Source organism: Treponema parvum (genome assembly GCF_017893965.1).
GTDB classification, from domain to species: Bacteria; Spirochaetota; Spirochaetia; order Treponematales; family Treponemataceae; genus Treponema_D; species Treponema_D parvum.
In genome coordinates this window covers 2,132,909-2,155,496 of record NZ_CP054142.1, presented here as the reverse complement: position 1 = coordinate 2,155,496, position 22,588 = coordinate 2,132,909, and the positions used below count along the sequence as shown (strand labels likewise).

Genomic DNA, 22,588 nt, shown 5'->3' with positions numbered 1-22,588 from the left:
TCAGCCCTTGTTTTTATGCGCTGCGGCGTAGGCGCAGACTTCCGTAATAAAATCTCTAAAAAGCGGTTGGGCGCGATTGGGGCGGCTTTTGAATTCCGGATGGAATTGAACGCCAACCATCCAAGGATGATCCGGCACTTCGCATATTTCCACAAGATCCCGCTCGGGGTTTATTCCCGCGATTATAAGCCCCGCGTTCTTTAGCTCTTCGCGGAATTTATTGTTAAATTCATACCTGTGGCGGTGCCGTTCCCACACGGTTTTTTCTTTGTACGCTTTTTCAGAAAGCGTGCCGGGCATGACTGCGCATTTGTATTTTCCTAGCCTGAGAGTTCCGCCTAATATAACTCCGTTTTGATCCGGCATAAGGTCGATCACAGGATACTGTGTTTTTTTATCGATTTCCGTGGAATTTGCGCCTTTTAAGCCCAAAACGTTGCGGGCGTATTCGATTACCATGATCTGCATTCCAAGACAAATGCCGAAATAAGGAATTTTATGCGAACGCGCAAATGCGGCGGCGTTTATCATTCCTTCGATGCCGCGGTCGCCGAATCCTCCGGGGACGATGATTCCGTCGGCATTTTTAAGTCGTTCTTCGGCGGCTTTCTTGTCGTTCAAAATTTCAGCGTCTACCCAGTCCACTGCAATATCGGCTTCGTTAAAAATGCCTCCGTGTACCAAGGATTCGACTACGGAAAGATATGCGTCGTGCAAGCCTACGTATTTTCCTACGAGCGCGATATTTACGGATTGTTTGGGGTTTTCATACCTCCAAACCATTTTTGCCCAATCTTCAAGATGTGTCGGAGCGCATTTTAAGCTCAGAGCCTTACATACCGCGTCTCCGATTCCTTCTTTTTCCAGCTGCAGCGGTACTTCGTAAATGGAACGCGCCGTAAAATTTTGAATAAGATCTTCCGTGCCGATGTTGCAAAAGGCTGCAAGTTTTTCACGAGTAGTGTTGCCAAGCGGTTTTTCGGTGCGAACCATGACTATGTTCGGTTTTATTCCCAATTCCTGAAGTTCTTTTACGCTGTGCTGTGTGGGTTTTGTTTTAAGTTCGTCGGCTTTTTTTATGTAGGGAATGAGCGTAAGATGAATATAGCAGCAATTTTCTTCACCTATATCGTATTTCATCTGTCTTATCGCTTCTATGAACGGGAGCGACTCAATGTCTCCTACGGTTCCGCCGATTTCCGTAATAATTATGTCCGGATGAGATTCTTTTTCGGCAAGTTTCATGCGGTAAAGAATTTCTTCGGTGATGTTGGGAATTACTTGAACCGTTCCGCCGTTAAATCCTCCTTCCCGCTCTTTGTTGAGTACGGCAAGATACACTCTCCCTGCGGTAGTGTTGGAACTTTTAGAAAGCGTCGCATCCGTAAACCGCTCGTAATGACCTAAGTCAAGATCCGTTTCGGCTCCGTCGTCGGTAACAAATACTTCTCCGTGCTGATAGGGATTCATCGTTCCCGGATCTATGTTCAGATACGGATCGAATTTTTGATTCACTACTTTCAATCCCCTGGATTTTAAAATCAGTCCAAGCGAGGCGGCGGCAATTCCCTTGCCCAAACCCGAAACGACCCCGCCGGTTATAAAGATGTACTTAGTCATTGCTCCGTCCTACTCAATTAAAAATCCGCCAATTTTGGGGCGCGCGGATACGGGATCACGTCCCTGATATTAGCCATTCCTGTAATGTAGCGTAAGAGTCTTTCGAATCCCAAGCCGAATCCCGAATGAGGAACCGTACCGAAGCGGCGCAGATCCAAATACCACTGATAATTGGACATGTCCATATTACGCTCGTTGCAGGCGGCAAGCAGCTTTTCATAATTTTCTTCACGCTCGGAGCCGCCGATTATTTCACCGAGACCCGGAACGAGAACGTCTACGGCTTTTACGGTCTTTTTGTCGTCGTTTAACTTCATATAAAAGGCCTTTATTTCTTTGGGATAATTGTAGACCATTACCGGACATTTAAAAATATTTTCCGTCAGATAACGCTCATGTTCGGTTTGAAGGTCGCAGCCCCAAAACGGCTTGAATTCGAATTTGTCCTCATGCTTTTTAAGTTCTTCGATAGCTTCCGTGTATGAAATGCGTTTGAACGGGGAATTTACTACGTGCGTAAGGGTTTCGATAATGCCGGATTGTATGCGTAAGTTAAAAAAATCAAGATCTTCGCGGCACTTTGTAAGAGCCCAATTCAAAAGGTATTTTACAAATTCCTCTGCAAGATCCATGTTGTCTTCCAAATCGAAAAAAGCCATTTCGGGTTCTATCATCCAGAATTCGGAAAGGTGACGGGGCGTGTTGGAGTTTTCCGCTCTGAATGTAGGGCCGAATGTGTATATGCGGCTCAACGCCGTAGCGAACGTTTCGCCTTCAAGCTGCCCGCTTACGGTAAGGCTTGCTTTTTTACCGAAAAAGTCTTTGCCGTAGTCTACAAGATCCGCCGCAGTTTCAGGCGACTTTCCTTTGGCGCCGGCTTTTATGCCGGTTTCTGCGATCTTTTCGAGAGAAAGGTTTGTAACTTGGAACATTTCGCCGGCGCCTTCGGCATCGCTGCAAGTGATTATGGGCGTATTTACGTATTGAAATCCTCTTTCCTGAAAAAACGAATGAACGGCGAACGCCATTTGATTTCTTACTCTGAAAACGGCGCCGAAAGTATTGGTTCGCGGGCGAAGATAGGCGACTTCGCGCAAAAATTCCATAGAAGTCGCTTTTTTTTGAAGAGGGTAGGCGTCAGTCGGACATTCGCCTAAAACCGTAAGCGCTTCAAGCGTTACTTCGACGGCCTGTCCGCCGGCAGGAGATTCTATGAGAGTTCCTTCGGCTTTGATCGACGCTCCCGTAGTGATCTTTTTAAGACTGTTTTCAATTGATACAGGATCCGCATTTTTTGAAGGCGCCGTGCGGTCAAACGTAAGCTGGATGGAAGCGAGACACGAACCGTCGTTCACTTGTATAAAGACCAAGTTCTTGGAATCGCGCTTTGTGCGCACCCAGCCGTAGACGGTTACCGTCTGGCCTTCCGGCTTGGACTTTAAAATATCCTTAATAAGTACTGATTTCATAATGGGAATATTCTAGCTTTTTGCGTATGCTGTTTCAAGGGTTTTAAGCCGCAGCGTTAAGACCGCGGCAACCGCGCCGAAATCATAGTGCATTGTCCAAACCCGTAGAATTCGCTAAAATGCAGTTTATGAGCAGTATTCACAGGAAGATTGATAAAACGACGCTCGAGCAGCTTCTTGAACTTTCACGGCTTTCTCCCGAGTCGACGGATATTGAAACTTTAAAAAGGCAAGTTGACGATATTGTAGGTTATTTCGATCTGCTTTCTCAATATGACGACAGCGAAGATCCTTACGACGCCTATCCTTCTACCGAAGTAGGTAAACTCAGGCAGGACACTGTAGTTCCCGGACTTGAAATTTCCGATGTAAAGAAAATCTCCGGTAATTTTATGGACGGTTATTTTCAAGTGCCTAAGGTGTTGGGCGAAGGCACTTGATCATTAAGGCAGGGTTATAATGAAATATACTATAAACGATATCCGTTCCCATCTAAAAGAAGGAAAGATTACCAGTTTTGAATTGGTAAAGAAATCCATCGAAACTTTTGAACAGGATAAAAAATCCGCTCTTGCGCTCAACGCATTCCTTGAAATATACGACGACGCATTGACAAAGGCAAAAAAATGCGACGATGAAATTTCTTCGGCACGTTCTGCCGGCCATGACGCCGTTTGTAAGCTTTTTGCCGAAAAACCGCTTTTAGGACTTCCTTTCGCCGTCAAAGACAATATTTCAGTTAAAGGCAAGCGCCTTACCTGCGCAAGTAAAATTCTTGAAGGTTACGTGGCGCCGTACAGCGCTACGGTTATATCAAGGCTTGAAGCTTCCGGCGCCGTTCCGTTAGGCCGCTGCAATCAGGACGAATTCGCCATGGGGTCTTCTACGGAATATTCGGTTTACGGGCCTACGCGCAATCCCGTTAACAGAGAATATGTTTCAGGCGGGTCTTCAGGCGGACCTGCTGCTGCGGTTGCTTCGGATCAGGCCTTGTTCGGACTCGGAACCGAAACGGGGGGCTCCGTGCGGCTTCCGGCTTCTTACTGCGGAATTTACGGGTTAAAGACAACTTACGGAGTGTTGAGCAGGTGGGGTGTCGTAGCTTACGGCAGTTCTTTGGATCAGGTAGGAATTTTAGGGCACACTCCAGACGATATTGCGCAGCCCTTGTGCGCCATGTGCGGAAAGGATTTCTATGACGACACGAGCGCCGATCTTTCCGGAAAGGAATTTTTATCGGAGCTTACCCCTTACAACGGCGGAGATCTTTCAAAATTGAAGATAGCCATTCCGCGACAATTCCTTGAAAACAAAGGACTTGACGCCGACGTTGAGGCCGTGTTTAAGTCTACCCGCAAATGGTTTGAAGAGCAAGGAGCGAAAATCGCCGATGTGGATATTCCCGTGCTTGACGCTTCCATAGCCAGTTATTATGTAATAGCGCTTGCCGAAGCCGCTTCAAATTTGAGCCGCTTCGACGGCATACGCTACGGACTTCGCGTAGATCCGGGCGAAGGTTACGACGAGCTTTACATAAGAACCCGAAGCGAAGGTTTCGGCCCCGAAGTTAAAAGGCGCATTGTGATCGGCAATTACGTTCTTTCAGAGCAATTTTCAGGCGATACTTACAAAAAAGGAATGACCGTAAGGGCTCGCATACAGCGTGAAATGGCGAAACTTTTTGAAAGTTACGATATTGTCCTTTGCCCCACGTGCCCGACTACGGCTTTTAAGCTCGGCCAAAAGGTGGACGATCCGCTTGAAATGTATTTGAGCGATCTGTACACGACGTTTGTAAATCTTGCAAGAATTCCGTCGCTTTCGGTTCCTGCGGGTAAAGCCGCTTCGAGCGGCATGCCAGTGGGCATTCAGTTTGCGGGGCCAATGTTCAGCGAACTTAAACTGCTAAAGATCGCAAAGTCTTGGGATAACAGCCATACGGGCTGCGGCTTTCCGTGTCAAGGTGCATAATCGGGCTCAATATCGTATTCTTCGTCTATTTCTTCCGCAAAGTCGTCCCATTTTTTGCCTTCGGACAAACGGGTTAAGGCCGTAAGATAGGAATTACCGTACATAAGATAAATCTTTAAAACGCGCCTAAAACTCATTCCCGTATTTTTATCGGTAAGAAGTCCTATTACGGCCTTGCGGCAGTTCAATATGTTTTGAAAATTTAAAAACAAATTTCTGCCGCGGCGGCTCATCTTTTTTAAGACGGAAATAAGAACCGTTCTGGCATGCGGCTGAAAAAGCCAAAAATAAAAGAAATCAAGCGAATCGTACATCATGCTTTTAAAAAGCATTGAATCTTCGTCCTTTACTGTCTTGACCAGCGTTTCCGGAGACCTGAAAAGTTTTACCAAATTTTTTTTAGGAAACATGAATTCAAGACGGGTACATGTTTTTTGCATTTGGTAGAGTTTTTTGCCGTAGTCGGCATTTCTCAGATCTATGTTTTTTTTGCGGGTGCTTAGTCCCTCGATAACGCCCCCTATGGTATCCGAAACCAGCTTTGAAATTATAGCCGCCCATCTTTGAATTATGTCCGCCGCATCAAGGCCTGCCGCCGTAAGTATAACGCCTAACATAGAACTGAGCGCAAGCGCAAACGGGATCGAAATAATGCTTCGGAAAAAATTTGCTATCACGTCGCTTTTGGGAAGCCCGCGCAGAATATTATGAGAGGAAATATAAACTCCGTTTACAAGCGATATAACCGTGTAAGTCAAAAACGGAGCCGTCGCAACCGTTATATTGTATTTTTCTTTTAAAAGCCATGTGGTAACAAAATAATCCAAAAGCGGCACCGACCAGCCCGTATACATAAGGGAATCCGCGATGCGGCTCCAGTCGACGTAGCTTGTCCAGTGCAAAAGGGGAGACCTTTTTCTGCTGTCTCCGCTTACCACCGCTTGAATGATGTTCCGTACGCCTGTTATGGCAAACCATATTACGGCGCCTAAGAATTTTAAAACCCACCAGTCTTTTGTAAGGTAAAACGACAAAAACGCCGGTATAAAACCGCTTAAGATTTTTATCTTGTTTTTTACGCCGGTGTTCATGTATTTCCAAGTATACGACAGCCCCTTGCGTTTTTTTACATAGGAATTTGACTTTTGCTTTTCATACGCGGCGTCGTATTCCCCCAGCGCCACAAGGTTGTTTTCTCCTTTAACACAATTTTGTTCTGTGATCCATTCGCCGCTTATTTTTTTTAACCTCGGCCTAAAATGCGGGATAAAAAACAATCTGCGATCTTCCGCAGGCCGAAAATTTTCACGGTACAAGGTTTGTATGTGCACGGGAAGAAGCCTTCGCTCCTTGTTTTTAAGCACCTGTATTTGCGCTCCGACGGGGAGGGTTTCAAGAAGAGCGAATCCCATTCCGTTATGTTCTTCGCTCGCTTTGCCGACGGAATCGGAACCCCACCTATCGTACAAGGTTTTGTATTCATAGAACAGAAAAAAGTCGCTCAGATGCGAGAGGATCTTATTAAGGTATTTTATGTGATACATAACTTTACCGCTTTGCATTTTCTCTTGAGCGTTCGTCTGCGCCGCCGCTTCGCTTTTATTTTCTTTTGTTTGATTTTTTGCGGCAAAATCGGATTTGAGGCTCTGATACGGAGCTTGCGTTTCTTTAAGTTTGTTCAGCATCTTTTTTATTATGCGTTTGAGTTTTGCGGTGTTTTTTTCATTTATGCAGCAGATTATTTTTTTTATCTTTGCCGCACAGGATTCTTCCTGTGCGTAAAAATTTTTAGTATTGAATATTTCGATATTTGAAATTTTCCCCTTGCATTCAAAAAGAAGTTCAAGAACGTCCGTGTCCGTAAGTCCGCTAAGATTTAAAGTTATGCCGTAGTTGGAAGAAAGTTTGTTTATGCGTTTTATAAGATCCATGGGGGAATTGTATTTTATGCGTGTTGGGGCAGTTTTTTGATTATCCGCAGCGGACATTGCCTTTTTGTTAAAAGCTATGACGTCGCTTCTGTCTAAAAAAGCGCACCAGTGTTCTACGTCAGGAAGATCTTCCGGTATCCATATGAAATTTACAGGCTTACCGTTAAAAAGGACTATGTTTTCTATACCCACTTTTACTTTGATCGACATGTAGGCCGCAGCGCTGAGAAGTTCGCGCACGGCTTCCTTGGGAGCGTATCCGTAATAGATCACGTTAAGCTGTTTTATTCCCTTTATCCATGCGTCCATGATAAGGTGCGTCGGGGTCTTTCTTCCTTCCGTGTAGGAATCGTGTACGTGATAATCGAACGCTATCTGATTCCACGCTTCGGGCATTTCAAGAAGATTGTATTTTTTCAGGTACTTTCTTACCGTGCACGACCTTGCCCTTATGAGCATTGAAAAATCGTGCAAAAGCTCAAGCTGCTCGGTTTCGTCTTCGGAGCGGACCAGCTCTTTCATCATACAGAGAAGGATGCGTGCCGTGTTTATGGGCATGGGATTTTCGCTGCAGAGGAGAACTTCGTCGCGCAGCGAGTGCAGAGCGTTAAGTCTGTCGTCTATAGTACCCTTATCCATGGCGTGCAGCAGCAAAAGAATCAATTTTGCAACGCGGATCTGTTTGCTTTCCAAAAGCTCTTTTATTCCGTGCGGATGAAGATGCGTATTTTGTATCAGTTCGTCGGAATTTGCAGATATGCTGTCTTTTACCGAAGAAAAAAAATCAAGCGTGTTTTTGTCCGATTTATCAAATAAAAATGTTTTTTTCATAACGGACAATAATTATATCACAGAATGTGAGCATGTGCAGCAAAAAAATGCGGAAAATGCGCCAGCGAGATGACTTTAGTGTCAAAAAATACAAAAAATAAATAGCAATGACACTTTTTTGTGAATGTGTTAAAATTACGTTTATACGGATATTTTTATGTTCTAAAAAAGTGCAGATCCCTTTCGTCTGCTGTTGTGTGGCTGCTTGTAATGTGAATGAAAATCAAGGCATTTTATGGGTAAATTGGAAAATCGCGAAGTAAGGTTTGAAAGAGTTATTCAGATTGTAAATGAAAGAAAAAAAATAACTACCAAGGAGCTTTCAGAACTTATAGGAGTTTCTGAAATGACAGTAAGAAGAGACCTTGATATTCTGCAAAAAAGCGGAGCATTGCGTAGAATGCATGGCTTTGCCGCGTCATTAAATAATACATCAGATAACCGGATGAATTCGCTAGAAGACTTCCCGTATGATTTGAGATACGCGAGTATCCAGCACTTAAAGGAAAAGGAGAAGATTGCTAAGTATGCTGCATCCCTAATTAGACCGGATGACTGGATATTTATGGATAATGGGACAACAACCGCTAGAATCCCTTCATTTCTTCCAAATGAAATTGAGTTCACAGTACTTTGCAGCAATCTTGCTCTGATGGAAGGGCTTCTGAAATTCTCTAATATTGAACTCGTTATGTCCGGGGGATATTATAACAAAACGGATCAGACCTTTACATCAGATCAATCTCAAACATTTATTCGTACTTTGCGTGCAAATAAGGCTTTCCTTTCAGCGTCAGGAGTACACGAGTCTCTTGGAATAACGTGCATTAACGCACACAGTGTGGGTAATAAGAGAGCTTTTATTGAGTCTGCCGCTCAGAGAATACTGCTGTTGGATTCGAGTAAATTCGGCGTTGTTACCGCAAATCATTTTTCGGAATTTGATGAAATTGATATGGTTATTACAGATAATGGGATAACCCCTGAATGGATTAAGATCTTGGAAAATCACAATATCGATGTGCGGATTGCATAGATGTTAGTATTGCATAATCGAAGGATTTCAATGGATGACAGTTCCTGACTAAATGTTTAGGAACTGTTTTTTTTGTCGGTTTATATGCATTAAGTCATGTTGGAATAGTTAAAATATTGCCATGTTCATACGAACATCGAATGCACTGTGATATACAAATAATGATGAAACATATTTGGTTTATGTTGACAATTGCTAAAAAGCGAACTAGTATATAGGTGATAAAGAACACATATCAAACATATGAACAAAAACGAATCGAACAAAAATATGGAATTAACAGAGATTACAGATGACTTAACGGGTGCGGCAGATTCGTGTAGTTATTTTACCGCACGGGGTAAAGCCGTTAAAATCTGCATTTCAGGAATAACGGAGTTTGATAGATCAGAAAATGAGATTCTTTCGATTAATCTCTCATCAAGAAATATAACAAAAGAAGAAGCAAGATTACGCCATTTTGAATTATTCCGCAGATTAAGAGTGCAAGATAAATCTTTTGTTTTAAAAAAAATTGGTACAGGTTTCCGCGGCAATGATTCAATGGAGCTTTGCGGGCTGCTGGAAGCGGCAGATGAATATGTCGTTTTTGTGATTGACAATGCGCCGGATTTAGGAACTTTTACTCTATACGGGCACCAGTATTGTGAGGGGGAAATCCTTACTAAATCTCTCTACGCACATGACCCGATTATGCCGCCTACAGAATCCTATATTCCGTCTATTTTAGGGCAAGAGAGCAGGATGCCAATCGGGTTGGTTGATATTGATGCCGTAAAGAGAGGGAAAATTGCACAGGAAACAGAAAAAAACATAAGTAATGGATGTAGGATCATTGTTTTTGATGCCATTACAAAGGAAGATACAATAGAAATAATAAAGACGCTTCATCCCGTATATAAAAAAGTATTCTGGACAGGATCATTAGGGATTGCAGATGGCATCGCTCAATATTTTTTTGGTTCATGGCAGAAACATCATTTTGAAATAAGAAATATCAAGTGTCTTGGATTTTGTGCATCTGCTTATGAAATTGCAAAGAAACAGATAGCCTTAAGCAGCGAGAGGGGATTGCAGATTGCGGAAATCGATATTGATGAGTGTATAGATGGCGATGAGAATTCAGTAATTGATGCAGTGATTTTAAAAGCAAAGAAACAGCTTAGTTATGGGAACGTAATGGTGGTTCCAAATGTAAAAAAGTATTCTTATCAGTTGAAGGCAAGTAAAAAAATCATGGAAGTAATTTCAGCCGTATCTAAGGAATTGTGTAGAGAGAATTTTGATAGGTTGGTAGTTGTGGGAGGAGAGACTTCTCAAAATATATTTAGTGCAATGAATACTAACCATTTAAAATTGGGGCTCCCTTTGCAGGCGGGTGTTGCGCAGGGAACGATTATTGATGGCATGTTGGCGGGCAGAGAGTTTTCTTTAAAAGGCGGCAGCATGGGACAAGCAGATACAATAGAAAAGATGCTGTGCCGCTGCGAGGTTTACTATTGATGGGTGTAATTTATAACATTAAATATGAGAGACAGATCAAAGATATTATTCGGTTTTCAAAACTTGCATATTATAAACAGCTTGTGAGTGCAGCAGGCGGAAACGTCAGCATGAGGTGCGGGGAGAATATTCTTATCACTTCAAGGAATGTTTCGTTAAGGGATGTGAAAGCAGACGATATCGCTTTGGTGAATCCTGAAGGAGAAGTTTTGCATGTTAAAACGGATGGAATGGCTTCAAAAGAAACATTTTTTCATCTAAATGTTTATAGATTAAGGCCAAGCGTAAATTGTGTTATGCATTTACACCCGACTTATGCGACTTTATGGTCGTTGACCGATCAGGAAATGCCTATGCTAACGGAATCAGCAAAACTGAAAATACTAAGGGTTCCTGTTATTCCGGCGGAGAAACCGGGTAGCGAGGCGTTGGCTTCAGCGGTTTGCAGAACAGTTCAGAGTGCATCTCAGGATATTGATACATTTCTCTTGAAGAATCATGGAATACTTGTAATGGGAAAGACAATGGAAGAGTGTTTTAATCAGGCGGAATTGCTTGAAGAAACAGCTAAAATCGCTGTTTTATATAGCATTTTAACGAAGTTAAAGAAATAACCAAACTGCATGCAATTTTGAGCATAACGGTTACACACAGTTAATAAGAGGGCCGTCGAGCCCCAAAGTATTTGTCGTAATTGACAATAGCTATAGGAGGATTTTATGAAGTACGTATGTAAACTTGGAGTGTTGTCACTTTCTGCGGCTATGATTGTAGGAAGTCTGGTAGGATGCGAAAAAAAATCCGGAAGTGCGGCTACATCTGCTAATGCCGTTACTTTCACTGTGACAGCAGATGTTACAGGTGATCGCGCTCCATCTGTAGAGAAGTTTGCCAAATTGGTTCAGGAAAAAACAAATGGACGATATGTCGGTAATGTCATTGCGGCGGGTTCTCTTGGCACTGGTGCAGATGCTGCTCAAATGCTTCAGATGGGGACACTGGATGTTCTTATGAGTGATGATATGACAATGGATGGCGTATTGGATGGGAAGTTGGGCTTTGCATGGCTTCCTGGTTTGGTTGCCGATAACGAAGAGGCACGGAAAGTATATGATTACGGATGGATTGCCGATGAGGTTGCAAATATTATGGCACAAAATCAGCTGATAAGAATATCCTCTTATTGTAATGGATTCCGCCAGGTTGGTAATATTAAGCGCTCTGTAACAGAAATGGCTGATTTAAAGGGAATGAAAATCCGAACTCCTTCTGTTGCCTCTGTTGTAAGCTTCTATGAAAAGTGCGGTGCTCTTCCTGTGATGATTTCCGGTTCTGAAGTATTGAATGCATTGCAAACAGGTACTGTTGACGGTCTTGATAACGCAGTCTTTAATTATACAAATCAGGGTATAACAGATGTCATTAAACACATTACGGAGTTAAATTATTGCTATTCTGGAGGTTGCTTTATCGCCGGGGAGCCATTCTGGAATAAATTGAGCGATTATGATAAGGAGATTTTTAAAAAGTGTGCACAGGAAGTATCCGATGATTTTACGAAATTTTTTAATGATAAGACACAGAAGTTAATGGATGATGGTGTAAAAAGTGGACAGTGGACCGTTGACCAGCCTTCTGATGATATGAAAGCACAATTGCAGAATATATATAAACAGATCTGGAATGAATCTGTCGACAAATATGGACACGATATCATGGACCCTATTATCAGCGGTGATTACAAAAAGGCGAAATAATCCTTATCTGTTTTGAAGCAATGGGTGGTCTGAGGTTTAATTTAAGCGAAGATCACCCTCTTTTAATAAGGAGGGGCAATGTCTTTGTTCATGAAGTTTGCTAAAAAACTTAATGATGGGATGATAGGAATTGAAACCATCATCTTGGGAATAATTACAGCATTTCTTGTTGCGTGCATTTTTATTGAGGTTGTGTGTAGATATTTTTTCTTTATTTCAGTTCCATGGGCTGAAGAACTTACAAGATACTTGTTCATATGGTTAACGTATATCGGATCAGCATATGCGGTATATTACGGACAACATACGGAGATTGACGTATTACAGCAAGTGTTTGATAAGTCTAAAGAGCCTATACGGACTGGTGGAACGAAATTCATTACATATGCAGGAATTATTTCAACTTTTGTTTTTCAGCTTATTTTTGCAAAAATATTCTGGGATTATATGATGAAAATTTTTTCCACAGTACAGACGTCACCGACAATGCATATTCCAATGGGACTGATATATCTCCCGGTGTTTATTGGCACTGTAATGGCTGCGTTACATTGTTTTTATATGTTTTTGGTTGAGTTTACGGATTCGGAAGATAAAAAAAGGCAGCTGGAATCCTCAGACAAATAAGTTGTAGGAAGATAGTTGACAGGGGGTGTAATAGTGTTAGTGTCTGTACTAAATGCATTACTGATTTTTTTGATTTCTTTTATGTTGATTGCGATCTTGTTTAAAATGCCTGTTTCATATGCATTAGGAACATCTTCGCTGCTTGTATTACTTTATGCAGGCATTCAGGTGACTATTGTTCCACAGTTTTCATTTTCAGGAATTGATAGCTTTTCATTTTTAGCAATTCCGTTTTATATTTTTGCCGGTGTGATCATGGAATACAGCGGCATTTCGAGAATGCTGATTAACTGGATTAAGTCTTTTGTTGGAAGAGTAAGAGGCGCTACCGGTCTTATTACGATTTTTGCGTGTATGGCCTTTGGAGTGCTGACCGGCTCGGCGATGGCAACTATTAGCGCTATCGGTAAAATGATGGTTCCTGAATTAAAAAAAGAAAATTATCCGAATGCATATGTATCTGCTCTTTTAGCGGCTACCTGCTTTTTGGGTATTTTGATTCCGCCGTCCGTTCCCGGAATTATGTATTCGTTAGCTTCCGGAGCAAAGATTTCGGAAATTTGGATGGCTACTATTGGACCGGCAATTATTTTTGCAGTTGGATATTGTCTGGTCAATTATTTCAGAATTGCAAGACTTCAGACGAAACCTGAAAAAATTGATGTTACATTTTCGGTTCGACTGAAGGATATTGGGAAAACTACAGTATTTGCATTTCCTGCATTATTGATGCCAATTATAATTTACGGTTCAATATACGGTGGGTTTTGCACGGTCACAGAAGCTGGCGCGGTTAGCTGCGTATATGGCATTATTTATTATATTGCAATTAAATTCATCTTAAAAAAGAAGATTAATATTACATTTTTCAAAATGTGCGCCATTGCAGGAGCCTCTACTGCAGTCATAGGGCTGTTAAACGCGTTTTCACAGGTCGCAGGAAAGGTGATGACTGTCGTAGGTATTTCGAATTTCTTATCGCATATAATAACATCGAATATTTCCAGTAAGGTCGGTTTTTTGGTTATGATTAATATTCTGTTTTTGTTTATGGGAACCTTTATGGATATTAATGCGACAATACTGATTATGACTCCCTTGCTTTTGCCGGTGGCTCAGACGTATGGAATTTCGCCGCTTCATTTTGGGACAATTTTAATTGTAAACATGTGCGTTGGGTTTTTAACACCGCCGTTTGCGGTTGGTATTTTTGTTTCAACCAAAATTGCAAATGCAACTTTTGGAAAAACGGTAAAAGAGGCCATACCGTTTATATTGGTCGGGCTTGTTGCTATCATTGTCACCACAGCATGTCCGGGATTCATTAACTTCTTTGTACAGTTGTTTGCTTAACATAAGACTTTAGGAGAGAAAAATGCTTGGAAAAGAAATAAGGTTAAAGAGATTAATCCCAGGTAAAGATGGAAAATATTTCGGATTGACTGTGGATCATGCTATTGCACGCGGCATTGTCCCGGGATTGGATACAATAGATGATACATTGTCTAAAATGATTGCCGGTCGACCCAACGCGATTACAATGAATAAAGGCATTGCGGACAAATGTTTTACACCTTATGCCGGACAGGTTCCACTGGTACTTAAACTTACAACTTTTGGGATTTATCATTTCACAGAAGATGTACAAATTGCTGATGTAGAAGAAGCTGTGTGTTATGGAGCAGATGCAGTTTCCTGTGGATGTATTGTGGGAGGAGATAATCAGGATCAGCAGATAAATCAATTGGCTAAAATAAGCAAGGAAGCACATAAATATGGGATGCCGTTGATCAGCCATATATATCCGCGAGGAAATAGGATTGATAAAAAGGATCAGTGCACTGTGGATAATGTGATTTATGCAGCAAGAATTGCGGCAGAGTTGGGAGTAGATCTTGTGAAAACAAATTATACAGGAGATCCTTACAGTTTTGCCAAAGTAATAGCGGCAGTTCCTACAAGAGTGGCAATTGCAGGGGGGGCAAAGTGCAATAATGTAGATGAATTTCTGCAGCAAACGAGAGATGTTATTGACTCCGGGGCTGTAGGAGTTACTTATGGACGTTTTGTTTTTCAGTATGCTCATACAACGGCGCTTGTTAAAGCATTGAACCAGTTGATTCATAATGGACTGAGCGTTAAAGAGACCAAGGAACTGCTGAAGGATTTGGAAGAGGAAGAGGATAAATAGATGTATATAAATTTTGATAGGACAAAACCGAAGGATGTGGTAGCCTTTGGCCGTGCAACCATCGATCTTTATGCCAATGAAGTGGGGCCGATGGAAGACGCGAAGACCTTTAGTAAATATGTCGGGGGTTCTCCGGCCAATACATCTGTTGCAATGGCGAGATTGGGCATGAAGGTAGGATATATCGGAAAAGTTTCTGATGATCAGTTTGGAAGATTTATTGTACGTTTTCTGTCAAAAGAAGGAATTGATACATCACACATTGCAGTTGCCGCTCAAGGTATTCTATCCGGCGTAACAATGGGAGAGATCTTGAAGGATCAATGTAATTGTTTTATGTATCGGAATGACTGTGCAGATATCCATATTCTTCCCACAGAGTTGGATGAGAATTATATTGGAAGCCATAAATTACTGTTGATTTCCGGAACATCTCTTTCACATTCTCCTGCGAGAGAATCAGTTTTTCTTGCAATGGAAATGGCCCATAGGAATGGAACAATGGTAGCTATAGATTTGGATTATAGGGCCGGTACATGGGACAATCAGGAGGAAACCAGCATATATCTTACTTTGGCTTCCGAGAAGGCTGACATAGTTGTAGGGACTCGTGATGAATTTGATGCGATGGAATGCTTATATCATATTGGAAATAAGGAAAGCCCCAAAAGCGCTGCATGGCTTCTTAAAAAGGGAGTTAAAATTGTTGTCATAAAGAATGGAAAAAAAGGATCGCTGGTTTTTACGGAAAATGAACAGTATACGGGAGGAATTTATCCGACTGAAGTGTTGAAGAGTTTTGGAGCAGGAGATGCGTATTCTTCAGCATTTAATTACGGATTATTACATGATCTGACAATAGAGGAGGCATTAAAATATGCGGCAGCAGCCTCATCTATTACAATTACCGGACACAGTTGTTCTGATGCGATGCCTAGTCTGTTAGCGGTACAAAATTATGTAGCAACACATGACTATATAATCCAAAATCCCTAAAGTAAATTAGATTCAAAATGCGACGATATCCGCGACAAAAGGATGTAGACTTGGCGCCTCTCGTCTTGTGTAAAATCCTTGTAGAATTTTTCGATCAATTCCGTTGAAAGCTTTGCCGTAATTTTGTTGTATTCCCTTCCTTTCGCCGTCAGCATTATAAATTTGCTTCGGCCGTCGTCTTTGTTTGCAAGCGTTTCCACAAGTCCGCTGTTTTTAAGTTTTTGAACGAGTGCTGTTGCCGTAGACTTGTCGCGGTTTATGCGCTTTGCCACTTGGCTCATGGTAAGTTTTTCTTCCTTAGAAAGCAAAAACAGTATAAATCCGTGCGACGAGCTCAAATTCGGCAGACCGTGCTGATTAAGCCTCACGCGTAAAAAGTCCGCCGCTGCCGAGTGTATATGTGAAACCAACGAAATCGTTGAAGAAATATCATATTCCATAAGAAAAAAGTATATTGGTTTTTTTCTTGAATGACAAATATAAAACGGTTATACTTTTTGCATGTACGGATTTTACTTAAAAAAGAATTTTTGCGACGGCTGGGACAACGCGGGCCAGCTTATAATAGTGAACCTTGTGATAATCTTATATGCGGTTCTGGCGTTTTTCGTGTTGACCCTTGTCGCTCCGCTAAACAGCGCGCTCGGAATGTCCGCCTTTATCGTCGCCTGCGGCGGCGCGGCGATCCTTGTGACGGCTTATTCCGAACATGCCTACCGCATAGCCTGTTTTGAAACCATACCTATAAGCGATTTTTTTTCCGCAATACCCAAATGCGCTAAAGACGGTTTTTTGTTCGGCGTTTTGTGCGGAACTCTCTGTTCTGCCTGTTTTATAGGAATTCCCGGCTATCTTTCTATGAAAAACCCTGTGGGTTTGGCTTTGGGCGCAATGCTTTTTTGGCTTGGAATTATAGGCGCTCTTTCGCTTCAATGGTTTATTCCTTTGCGCGCCGCCATGCACGACGATTTTAAAAAATGCTTAAAAAAATGTTTTTTGATCTTTTTCGACAACACTTTTTTTTCGATCTTTATAGGAATTTATACATTTTTGCTGTTTTTGCTTTCGTTTTTTTTGTTTTTTCTTATTCCCTCTGCGTCGGGCATACTTTTGGCTCAAACAAATGCTCTTCGATTGAGGCTTTACAAGTACGACTATCTTGAACAGCATCCCGAACTTAAAACAAGGTCGGAGCGCAAAAATATTCCGTGGGACGAACTTATAGCTCAAGATAAAGAAACCTTGGGGCCGCGCCGGTTCCGTTCTTTTATTTTTCCGTGGAAGGACTGAAAACCCGCCGTGTGCCGCGATCTTCGCTTTTATCGCCGCCCCGACGAAACCCCGGCAAATTAAACAGGCGGATTTTAGTTTTTATTCTCTGTTCCATTTTCCGCGGCTGGCATAGTAGCCCCAAAGCCCTATATTTTTAAAAACCGCAGAAGTTGAAGATGAACTTCCCGAATAGTCCAATGCCGCATATATGGAATTTCCGGCTTCCGTTGCCGAAGGATCTACCGCAAGGATTGCCCACACTTCGTAATAAGCGGACAATGTTGACGATGCATTTGAAAAATCATTGTTTATACTTCCCGTCGGCACATTTGAAGAAAGGGCGCATCTTTGGTAGCCCCTGCTGGTTCCTAAAACCAAGTAGTCGGCGGTATACGACATGGAATAAATTGTAGCGCTTCCCACATCAAGTCCCGTCCAGAAAACGGAAGCTGTGGACGTGTGATATATGTGGTCGCCTTCGGCATAGTACATATGGGTTGCAGCTAAAGTAGAAGTTTCATTTGTTACGGATGCGGACGAATTAAAAAAATAGGTGTTGCCGTCGGAAGGGTTAAAAACAGCAGACTGCGTGCTTGTTGTAGGAACTGTAGATGCGTTAGTCGATCCCGTCGCCACAATAGAAGGAGCCGATGTTCCGTTAAGAGAATAGACGGAAGTTCCTATCCGCACATAGGCCCTTCTGTTTGCATTTTGTGCGGCGTTTGTGCAAAAAAGGATGACAGTTGTGTTGCCGTCTATTTCATGAACGGTAGTCCATGCACCGCTTATGCCGTTTTTGCAAACAACGGAGGATCCGACTCTTACCCATTTGCCTTCAGTCTCATCGTTTGCCCACTTTGCTAAAAGTGCGTAAATATATGTGCCGTCCGCCGCCAATTTTACCGCGGTGCCTTTTAAAGTCGGGTCCTTTGTCCAATCGGTGTGGTAGCCTATCGATGAATCTTTATAGTAGACGTTCCCGTTTTGGGTGAAGATGTACTCCGCCCCGCCGGTCGTGTAGCGAACTATGGAATTTATATGCCCTCTTACGGTAAGATCTTCAAGTTTTATTTCGTCCCGAATCGTATTAAAAATCTCGTCCTGACAACCTGTAAAAAAAACAACAACCGCTGTTACAAAAAACGCAATTACGGCTAGGTTCTTATTTTTCATCTTCAATTTCCTTAAGAATAGTTAAAAGTGGTATCTGGCGATAAGACCGACCGTAAGAAAAAGGCCGTAATCGTTCCATTCAGGGTGCTCTACGTACCATTGCGGCATGTAAATATATTCGGATTCAATGCCGAACGACCAGTTTTCCATTACGCGGTAAAAAGCTCCGGCCTGCGCCTTCAGTATTAGACCCGGAAAATAATTTCTGTTGAGATAGCTTTCAAGCGCGGCGCCTACACCCAGTGTGAGCGGGAATTCAAATTTTCCGAAGTACGGCTGGAATGTTCCGGTAAAAGTCATGGGCACGTAAGTGAACATATTGCTCCCTATCGTCGGGTTGTATCCGAACTGCACGTCAAACCCCAGCGCAAACAGCTCCGTCAAAAATCTGTGATAACCTATCTCGGCCGCTCCGCCCGTGGACAATTTATCGCTGAAATTCTGCGGAAAAACGCCCATAAGGGCGATTTTTATGTATTGGTCGCCGCTTCCGTTCATTTTATAGTCATAGGACGGTTCGTAATAGTCCCCGCCGTCGTCTTCGTCGCCGGACTTTTGCGCGTACATAAACGACGCGCTTAAAAAAATGAGCAGCAGCGAATACAAAAATCGTTTCATGCTTAAGGTATCCTTTATTTTCAGTTAAAGATCTTCAAGATCTCATTCCGCCGCCGGAACTCTATGCGTCATAGAAGATGCGCGCCTTAAAGCTGCGGATAGAATTTTTCACAAAGATCGGGTATATTTTGCTTATATTATATTTTTTTAAGCCTTTTATCAACTTGTAAACCTTTATGTTTTCGGCAGGTTACACAACGGAGAAATAATGAGCGCGACTGTTATAGACGGAAAAAAAATTGCAGAGGATATCAGAGCGGATATCGGTAAAAAAGTTCTTGAACTTAAGAAGAGAGGAATTATTCCCTGTCTTGCGGTCATCCTTGTGGGTTCGGATCCTGCAAGCGTCTCTTATGTTACGGGGAAAAAGAAGGCGCTCGTCGAAGCGGGAATGAAAGATCTTTCCTTTCGGCTTCAGGAGGACGTTCCCGAGCACGAGCTTTTGCGTCTTATAAAAAAGCTGAACGAGGAAAAAAGCGTTCACGGCATTCTTGTTCAGCTTCCGCTGCCTGTTCATATAAGCGAAGAAAAAGTTCTTCTTGAAATTTCACCTGAAAAAGACGTCGACGGTTTTCATCCTTTGAACGTCGGCAAGATGATGATAGGGAAAAAGGCTTTTTTGCCTTGTACGCCGCACGGAATTCTTGTTCTTTTAAAAAAAAGCGGTATTAAGACCGACGGAGCTCATGCCGTAGTTATAGGCCGCTCGAATATCGTAGGGAAGCCCGTTTCCGTTTTACTTACGCAAAAAGAATATAATTGCACGGTAACGATTTGCCATACGGGAACGAAAAACCTTTCTGAAATTACTCGCAGCGCGGACATACTGATTGCCGCGGCGGGAAAACCTTTGACGGTAACGGCGGACATGGTTAAAAGCGGCGCAGCCGTAATAGACGTGGGAGTCAACAGAATTCCCGACGGCTCTAAAAAATCAGGCTTTCGCCTTACCGGAGACGTTGATTTTGAGCGGGTAAAAGAAGTCGCTTCGTATATTACTCCCGTTCCCGGCGGAGTAGGGCCCATGACTATTGCGATGCTTCTTTCCAACACGCTTGAAGCGGCACAAAATGTTGCGGTCGGCACTCGTGAAACAGCTCAAAACGCTGCGGCCGGCGCCGATTTAAAAAAAACGCCGCCCGCCTCGCCTGAAACCCTGTAAAGACGGCGGCAACGGCGCACAAGGATAATATGACGAATAAAAATTCAATGCCGGACATACAAAATGAAAGCGACTTTCGTAAAATCCCGCTGCAAAAAGTGGGGGTAAAGGGCGTAAAATATCCCATTCAGGTTTTGGATAAAAGCAAAAACACTCAGCACACTACTGCCGACGTGGAACTTTATGTAAATCTTCCTCAGCATTTTAAAGGCACTCATATGAGCCGTTTTATTGAAATTTTCCATAAGTACCATAAAGACTTAAGCTTAACCCACTTTCTTTCAATGCTCGAGGAGATGAGAAAAAAACTTGAAGCCGAGCGAGCTTACGGCGTAGTTACCTTTCCCTATTTTATTGAAAAACACGCACCCGTTACAAAAGAGAGCGCAATAATGTGCTATAAGTGTTCTTACGAGGGCATAGCAGGCAAAGATTTCCATAATTTTTTTATTTCGGTAGACGTTCCCGTTACAACTCTTTGCCCGTGTTCCAAGGCGATCAGCGCCAGAGGAGCTCACAACCAGAGGGGACACGTACGCGTAAAGCTTTTGTATTCGGATTTTTTTTGGATCGAAGATTTGATTTTTGCCGTTGAACAATGCGCTTCGTCCGCGCTATATTCTTTGCTTAAACGCCCCGATGAAAAATTCGTTACAGAAAGAGCCTACGACAACCCTCGCTTTGTTGAAGATATCGTGCGCGAAGTCTATCTGGCTTTAAAGAAATTTCCCGTGGAAAGGCCCTTCGCTTGGTTTCGAGTAGAAGCGGAAAATGAAGAGAGCATACATGCTCACAACGCATACGCCTGCGCCGAATACGGAAGCTGCGATCCGTTTTAAACTTGAAAGAATCGACCCTTCGGCAAACGCCGCAGGATTAAAATTTTATTAGGATATTTAATGACTTATTATTTTGAAACATACGGCTGCCAGATGAATTTTGCCGAATCCTCCGCTGTGGAACAGCTTTTTCTTGCCCGAGGATGGACAAAGGCGGATTCGGCGCAGACAGCCGACTGCGCAATAATAAACACCTGTTCCGTAAGAGCTACGGCCGAAAACCGTATTTTCGGCAGATTGGGCTGGTTTCAAGGCCTGAAATCTTTACGCAGCTGCGAACCCGGCGCAAAATCCAAAAGCCTTGAAGACGCCGCGCGCTTGGTTAAGGGATGCCCTAAGCCGATAACTGTCATAGTTATGGGCTGCATGGCCGAGCGTTTGCTTCATTCTTTAAAGCAAGACTATCCGGTAATAGACTATGTTGTAGGAACCTTCGCCAAGTCGCAGTTCGGTCGCATAATAAGCGAAATTGAAGAAAGAGATCTTCCCACCGACCTTGACAATTCGGCTAAGTACAAGTTCGCTCCTCTTTCTTACGAGCCGGGCGCCTTTACCGCCTTTGTTCCGATAATGCACGGCTGCGATCATTTTTGCACTTTTTGCATAGTTCCATATGTTCGCGGCCGAGAAGTTTCCCGCCCTGTAGAAGAAATAATCAAAGAAATAGATGTGCTTTCTTCCTACAAGGTAAAGGAAATAACGCTTTTAGGTCAGACCGTAAACGCATACCGCCACGAAGGATGCGATTTTGCGTCTCTCTTACAGCGCATAGCGGATCACCTTAAGCAAACTTCCTCTTCAATCGAGTGGGTAAGATTTGTGTCAAGTCATCCTAAAAATCTTTCTCCTGAAATACTCGACGTTATCGCGGCGAATCCTGTCTTGTGCCGTCACATACACCTTGCGGTTCAGCACGGATCAAGCAGAATTTTACAGAAGATGAACCGCGGTCATACCCGCGAAGAATATCTGGAATTGGTAAGCCTCATGCGTAAAAAACTTCCCGATGTGTCTTTGACTACGGATATAATGATAGGCTTTCCCGGCGAAGCCGAAGAAGATTTTGAAGCGACGCTTTCTTTGATGCGAGAAGTCCGTTATGAAGCGGCTTTTATGTATTATTTTAATCCGCGGGAAGGAACGCCTGCGGCGATGTTTCCCGATCAGATTCCTCTAAAGGTAAAAAAAGAACGCCTTCAAAAAGTGATCGATTTGCAGCTTGAAATCACCAGAAAAGAAATGGAACTGCGCGTCGGTAAAACCGTAAAGGTTCTTGTTGAAAGCGTTTCGCGCGACGATAAGAATGAACTTTTAGGGAAAACCGAACAAGACGAACGCATAGCTTTTGCCGCGCGTCAATCGCTCATAGGAAAATTCGCTCAAGTGCATATAGACGGACTTTCGGGCAATACGTTCCGAGGGACGCTTTTGTCAGGCGGCGGCTGCGCAAAATGCAGCACAATCGAATCGTCTACGACATAACCTCAAAACCGCCTGCTACGATTGAGTGGGAGTAGAGTAACAAAAATGTTTCTTCCGTAAAATCGTTGAAAATACAATATTACAACGGTTTACGGAAGCAAAAAGCTCCT

Annotated in this window: 21 protein-coding genes; 15 read left to right on the top strand and 6 right to left on the bottom strand. The window is 42.9% G+C overall.

From position 1 onward, the window contains the following. Both HRQ91_RS09495 and asnS read right to left on the bottom strand, forming a co-directional pair. Complete coding sequence (locus HRQ91_RS09495; RefSeq protein WP_210119318.1) at positions 1–1,620, bottom strand: CTP synthase; 1,620 nt, start codon at positions 1,618–1,620, stop codon at positions 1–3. Positions 1,621–1,637: 17 nt separating this feature from the next. Then, positions 1,638–3,089 carry an asparagine--tRNA ligase gene (gene asnS, locus HRQ91_RS09490; protein WP_210117963.1) on the bottom strand — a complete coding sequence of 484 codons (1,452 nt, stop codon included), beginning with the start codon at positions 3,087–3,089 and terminating at the stop codon, positions 1,638–1,640. Between the two features lie 128 nt (positions 3,090–3,217). On the opposite strand from asnS, the gene gatC reads away from it, so the two are divergent. Together gatC and gatA are read left to right on the top strand one after the other, a co-directional pair. Further along, the gene (gene gatC / locus HRQ91_RS09485) at positions 3,218–3,529 is read left to right on the top strand and encodes an Asp-tRNA(Asn)/Glu-tRNA(Gln) amidotransferase subunit GatC (RefSeq protein WP_210117964.1); all 312 of its coding nucleotides are present in this window, start codon (positions 3,218–3,220) and stop codon (positions 3,527–3,529) included. A 19-nt stretch (positions 3,530–3,548) separates the two neighbouring features. After that, complete coding sequence (gene gatA / locus HRQ91_RS09480) at positions 3,549–5,060, top strand: Asp-tRNA(Asn)/Glu-tRNA(Gln) amidotransferase subunit GatA (protein WP_210119317.1); 1,512 nt, start codon at positions 3,549–3,551, stop codon at positions 5,058–5,060. On the opposite strand, the gene HRQ91_RS09475 is transcribed toward gatA, so the two are convergent. After that, the gene (locus HRQ91_RS09475) at positions 5,048–7,822 is read right to left on the bottom strand and encodes a hypothetical protein (protein ID WP_210119316.1); all 2,775 of its coding nucleotides are present in this window, start codon (positions 7,820–7,822) and stop codon (positions 5,048–5,050) included. The two genes, gatA and HRQ91_RS09475, sit on opposite strands and share 13 nt — an antisense overlap. Positions 7,823–8,057: 235 nt before the next feature. On the opposite strand from HRQ91_RS09475, the gene HRQ91_RS09470 reads away from it, so the two are divergent. From HRQ91_RS09470 to iolC, 8 genes are all read left to right on the top strand, one after another. Next, the gene (locus HRQ91_RS09470) at positions 8,058–8,858 is read left to right on the top strand and encodes a DeoR/GlpR family DNA-binding transcription regulator (RefSeq protein WP_210119315.1); all 801 of its coding nucleotides are present in this window, start codon (positions 8,058–8,060) and stop codon (positions 8,856–8,858) included. 243 nt (positions 8,859–9,101) lie between these two features. Further along, positions 9,102–10,361, top strand: a complete 1,260-nt coding sequence (locus tag HRQ91_RS09465; RefSeq protein WP_210119314.1) for a four-carbon acid sugar kinase family protein — start codon at positions 9,102–9,104, stop codon at positions 10,359–10,361. Continuing rightward, positions 10,361–10,975 (top strand): class II aldolase/adducin family protein, encoded by a 615-nt coding sequence (locus HRQ91_RS09460; protein ID WP_210119313.1) that lies wholly within the window; start codon positions 10,361–10,363, stop codon positions 10,973–10,975. The genes HRQ91_RS09465 and HRQ91_RS09460 overlap by 1 nt, the downstream gene beginning before the upstream one ends. Positions 10,976–11,080: 105 nt before the next feature. Then, on the top strand, positions 11,081–12,118 hold the full coding sequence (locus tag HRQ91_RS09455; RefSeq protein ID WP_210119312.1) for a TRAP transporter substrate-binding protein: 1,038 nt from the start codon (positions 11,081–11,083) through the stop codon (positions 12,116–12,118). Positions 12,119–12,196: 78 nt separating this feature from the next. After that, positions 12,197–12,745 carry a TRAP transporter small permease gene (locus HRQ91_RS09450; RefSeq protein WP_210119311.1) on the top strand — a complete coding sequence of 183 codons (549 nt, stop codon included), beginning with the start codon at positions 12,197–12,199 and terminating at the stop codon, positions 12,743–12,745. 39 nt (positions 12,746–12,784) lie between these two features. Beyond that, positions 12,785–14,098 carry a TRAP transporter large permease gene (locus tag HRQ91_RS09445; protein WP_210119310.1) on the top strand — a complete coding sequence of 438 codons (1,314 nt, stop codon included), beginning with the start codon at positions 12,785–12,787 and terminating at the stop codon, positions 14,096–14,098. A gap of 22 nt (positions 14,099–14,120) precedes the next feature. Further along, on the top strand, positions 14,121–14,936 hold the full coding sequence (locus HRQ91_RS09440) for a class I fructose-bisphosphate aldolase (RefSeq protein WP_210119309.1): 816 nt from the start codon (positions 14,121–14,123) through the stop codon (positions 14,934–14,936). Continuing rightward, positions 14,937–15,932 (top strand): 5-dehydro-2-deoxygluconokinase, encoded by a 996-nt coding sequence (gene iolC / locus HRQ91_RS09435; RefSeq protein ID WP_210119308.1) that lies wholly within the window; start codon positions 14,937–14,939, stop codon positions 15,930–15,932. Here the strand turns inward: iolC and HRQ91_RS09430 are convergent. Continuing rightward, the gene (locus HRQ91_RS09430; protein WP_246473209.1) at positions 15,929–16,372 is read right to left on the bottom strand and encodes a MarR family winged helix-turn-helix transcriptional regulator; all 444 of its coding nucleotides are present in this window, start codon (positions 16,370–16,372) and stop codon (positions 15,929–15,931) included. The genes iolC and HRQ91_RS09430 overlap by 4 nt on opposite strands. 61 nt (positions 16,373–16,433) lie before the next feature. Between HRQ91_RS09430 and HRQ91_RS09425 the strand changes: the two genes are divergently transcribed. Continuing rightward, the gene (locus tag HRQ91_RS09425; RefSeq protein ID WP_210119307.1) at positions 16,434–17,222 is read left to right on the top strand and encodes a hypothetical protein; all 789 of its coding nucleotides are present in this window, start codon (positions 16,434–16,436) and stop codon (positions 17,220–17,222) included. Positions 17,223–17,303: 81 nt separating this feature from the next. Here HRQ91_RS09425 and HRQ91_RS09420 read toward each other — a convergent pair whose 3' ends face one another. Both HRQ91_RS09420 and HRQ91_RS09415 read right to left on the bottom strand, forming a co-directional pair. Continuing rightward, entirely contained in the window at positions 17,304–18,377 is a 1,074-nt protein-coding gene (locus HRQ91_RS09420; protein WP_210119306.1) for a hypothetical protein, read from the bottom strand. Between the two features lie 21 nt (positions 18,378–18,398). Continuing rightward, the gene (locus HRQ91_RS09415; RefSeq protein WP_210119305.1) at positions 18,399–18,995 is read right to left on the bottom strand and encodes a TP0733 family outer membrane beta-barrel protein; all 597 of its coding nucleotides are present in this window, start codon (positions 18,993–18,995) and stop codon (positions 18,399–18,401) included. Positions 18,996–19,203: 208 nt separating this feature from the next. Here HRQ91_RS09415 and HRQ91_RS09410 point away from each other — a divergent pair, with 208 nt between their 5' ends. From HRQ91_RS09410 to HRQ91_RS11860, 4 genes are read left to right on the top strand one after another with little or no spacing between them, the layout of a single operon-like run. Beyond that, positions 19,204–20,157 carry a bifunctional 5,10-methylenetetrahydrofolate dehydrogenase/5,10-methenyltetrahydrofolate cyclohydrolase gene (locus HRQ91_RS09410; RefSeq protein WP_210119304.1) on the top strand — a complete coding sequence of 318 codons (954 nt, stop codon included), beginning with the start codon at positions 19,204–19,206 and terminating at the stop codon, positions 20,155–20,157. Positions 20,158–20,186: 29 nt separating this feature from the next. Then, positions 20,187–20,996 (top strand): GTP cyclohydrolase FolE2, encoded by an 810-nt coding sequence (folE2, locus tag HRQ91_RS09405; RefSeq protein ID WP_246473208.1) that lies wholly within the window; start codon positions 20,187–20,189, stop codon positions 20,994–20,996. 60 nt (positions 20,997–21,056) lie between these two features. After that, positions 21,057–22,478 (top strand): tRNA (N6-isopentenyl adenosine(37)-C2)-methylthiotransferase MiaB, encoded by a 1,422-nt coding sequence (gene miaB / locus HRQ91_RS09400; RefSeq protein WP_210119303.1) that lies wholly within the window; start codon positions 21,057–21,059, stop codon positions 22,476–22,478. Continuing rightward, the gene (locus HRQ91_RS11860; RefSeq protein ID WP_077855962.1) at positions 22,463–22,513 is read left to right on the top strand and encodes a GMP synthase (glutamine-hydrolyzing); all 51 of its coding nucleotides are present in this window, start codon (positions 22,463–22,465) and stop codon (positions 22,511–22,513) included. The genes miaB and HRQ91_RS11860 overlap by 16 nt, the downstream gene beginning before the upstream one ends. Positions 22,514–22,588: the final 75 nt, after the last annotated feature.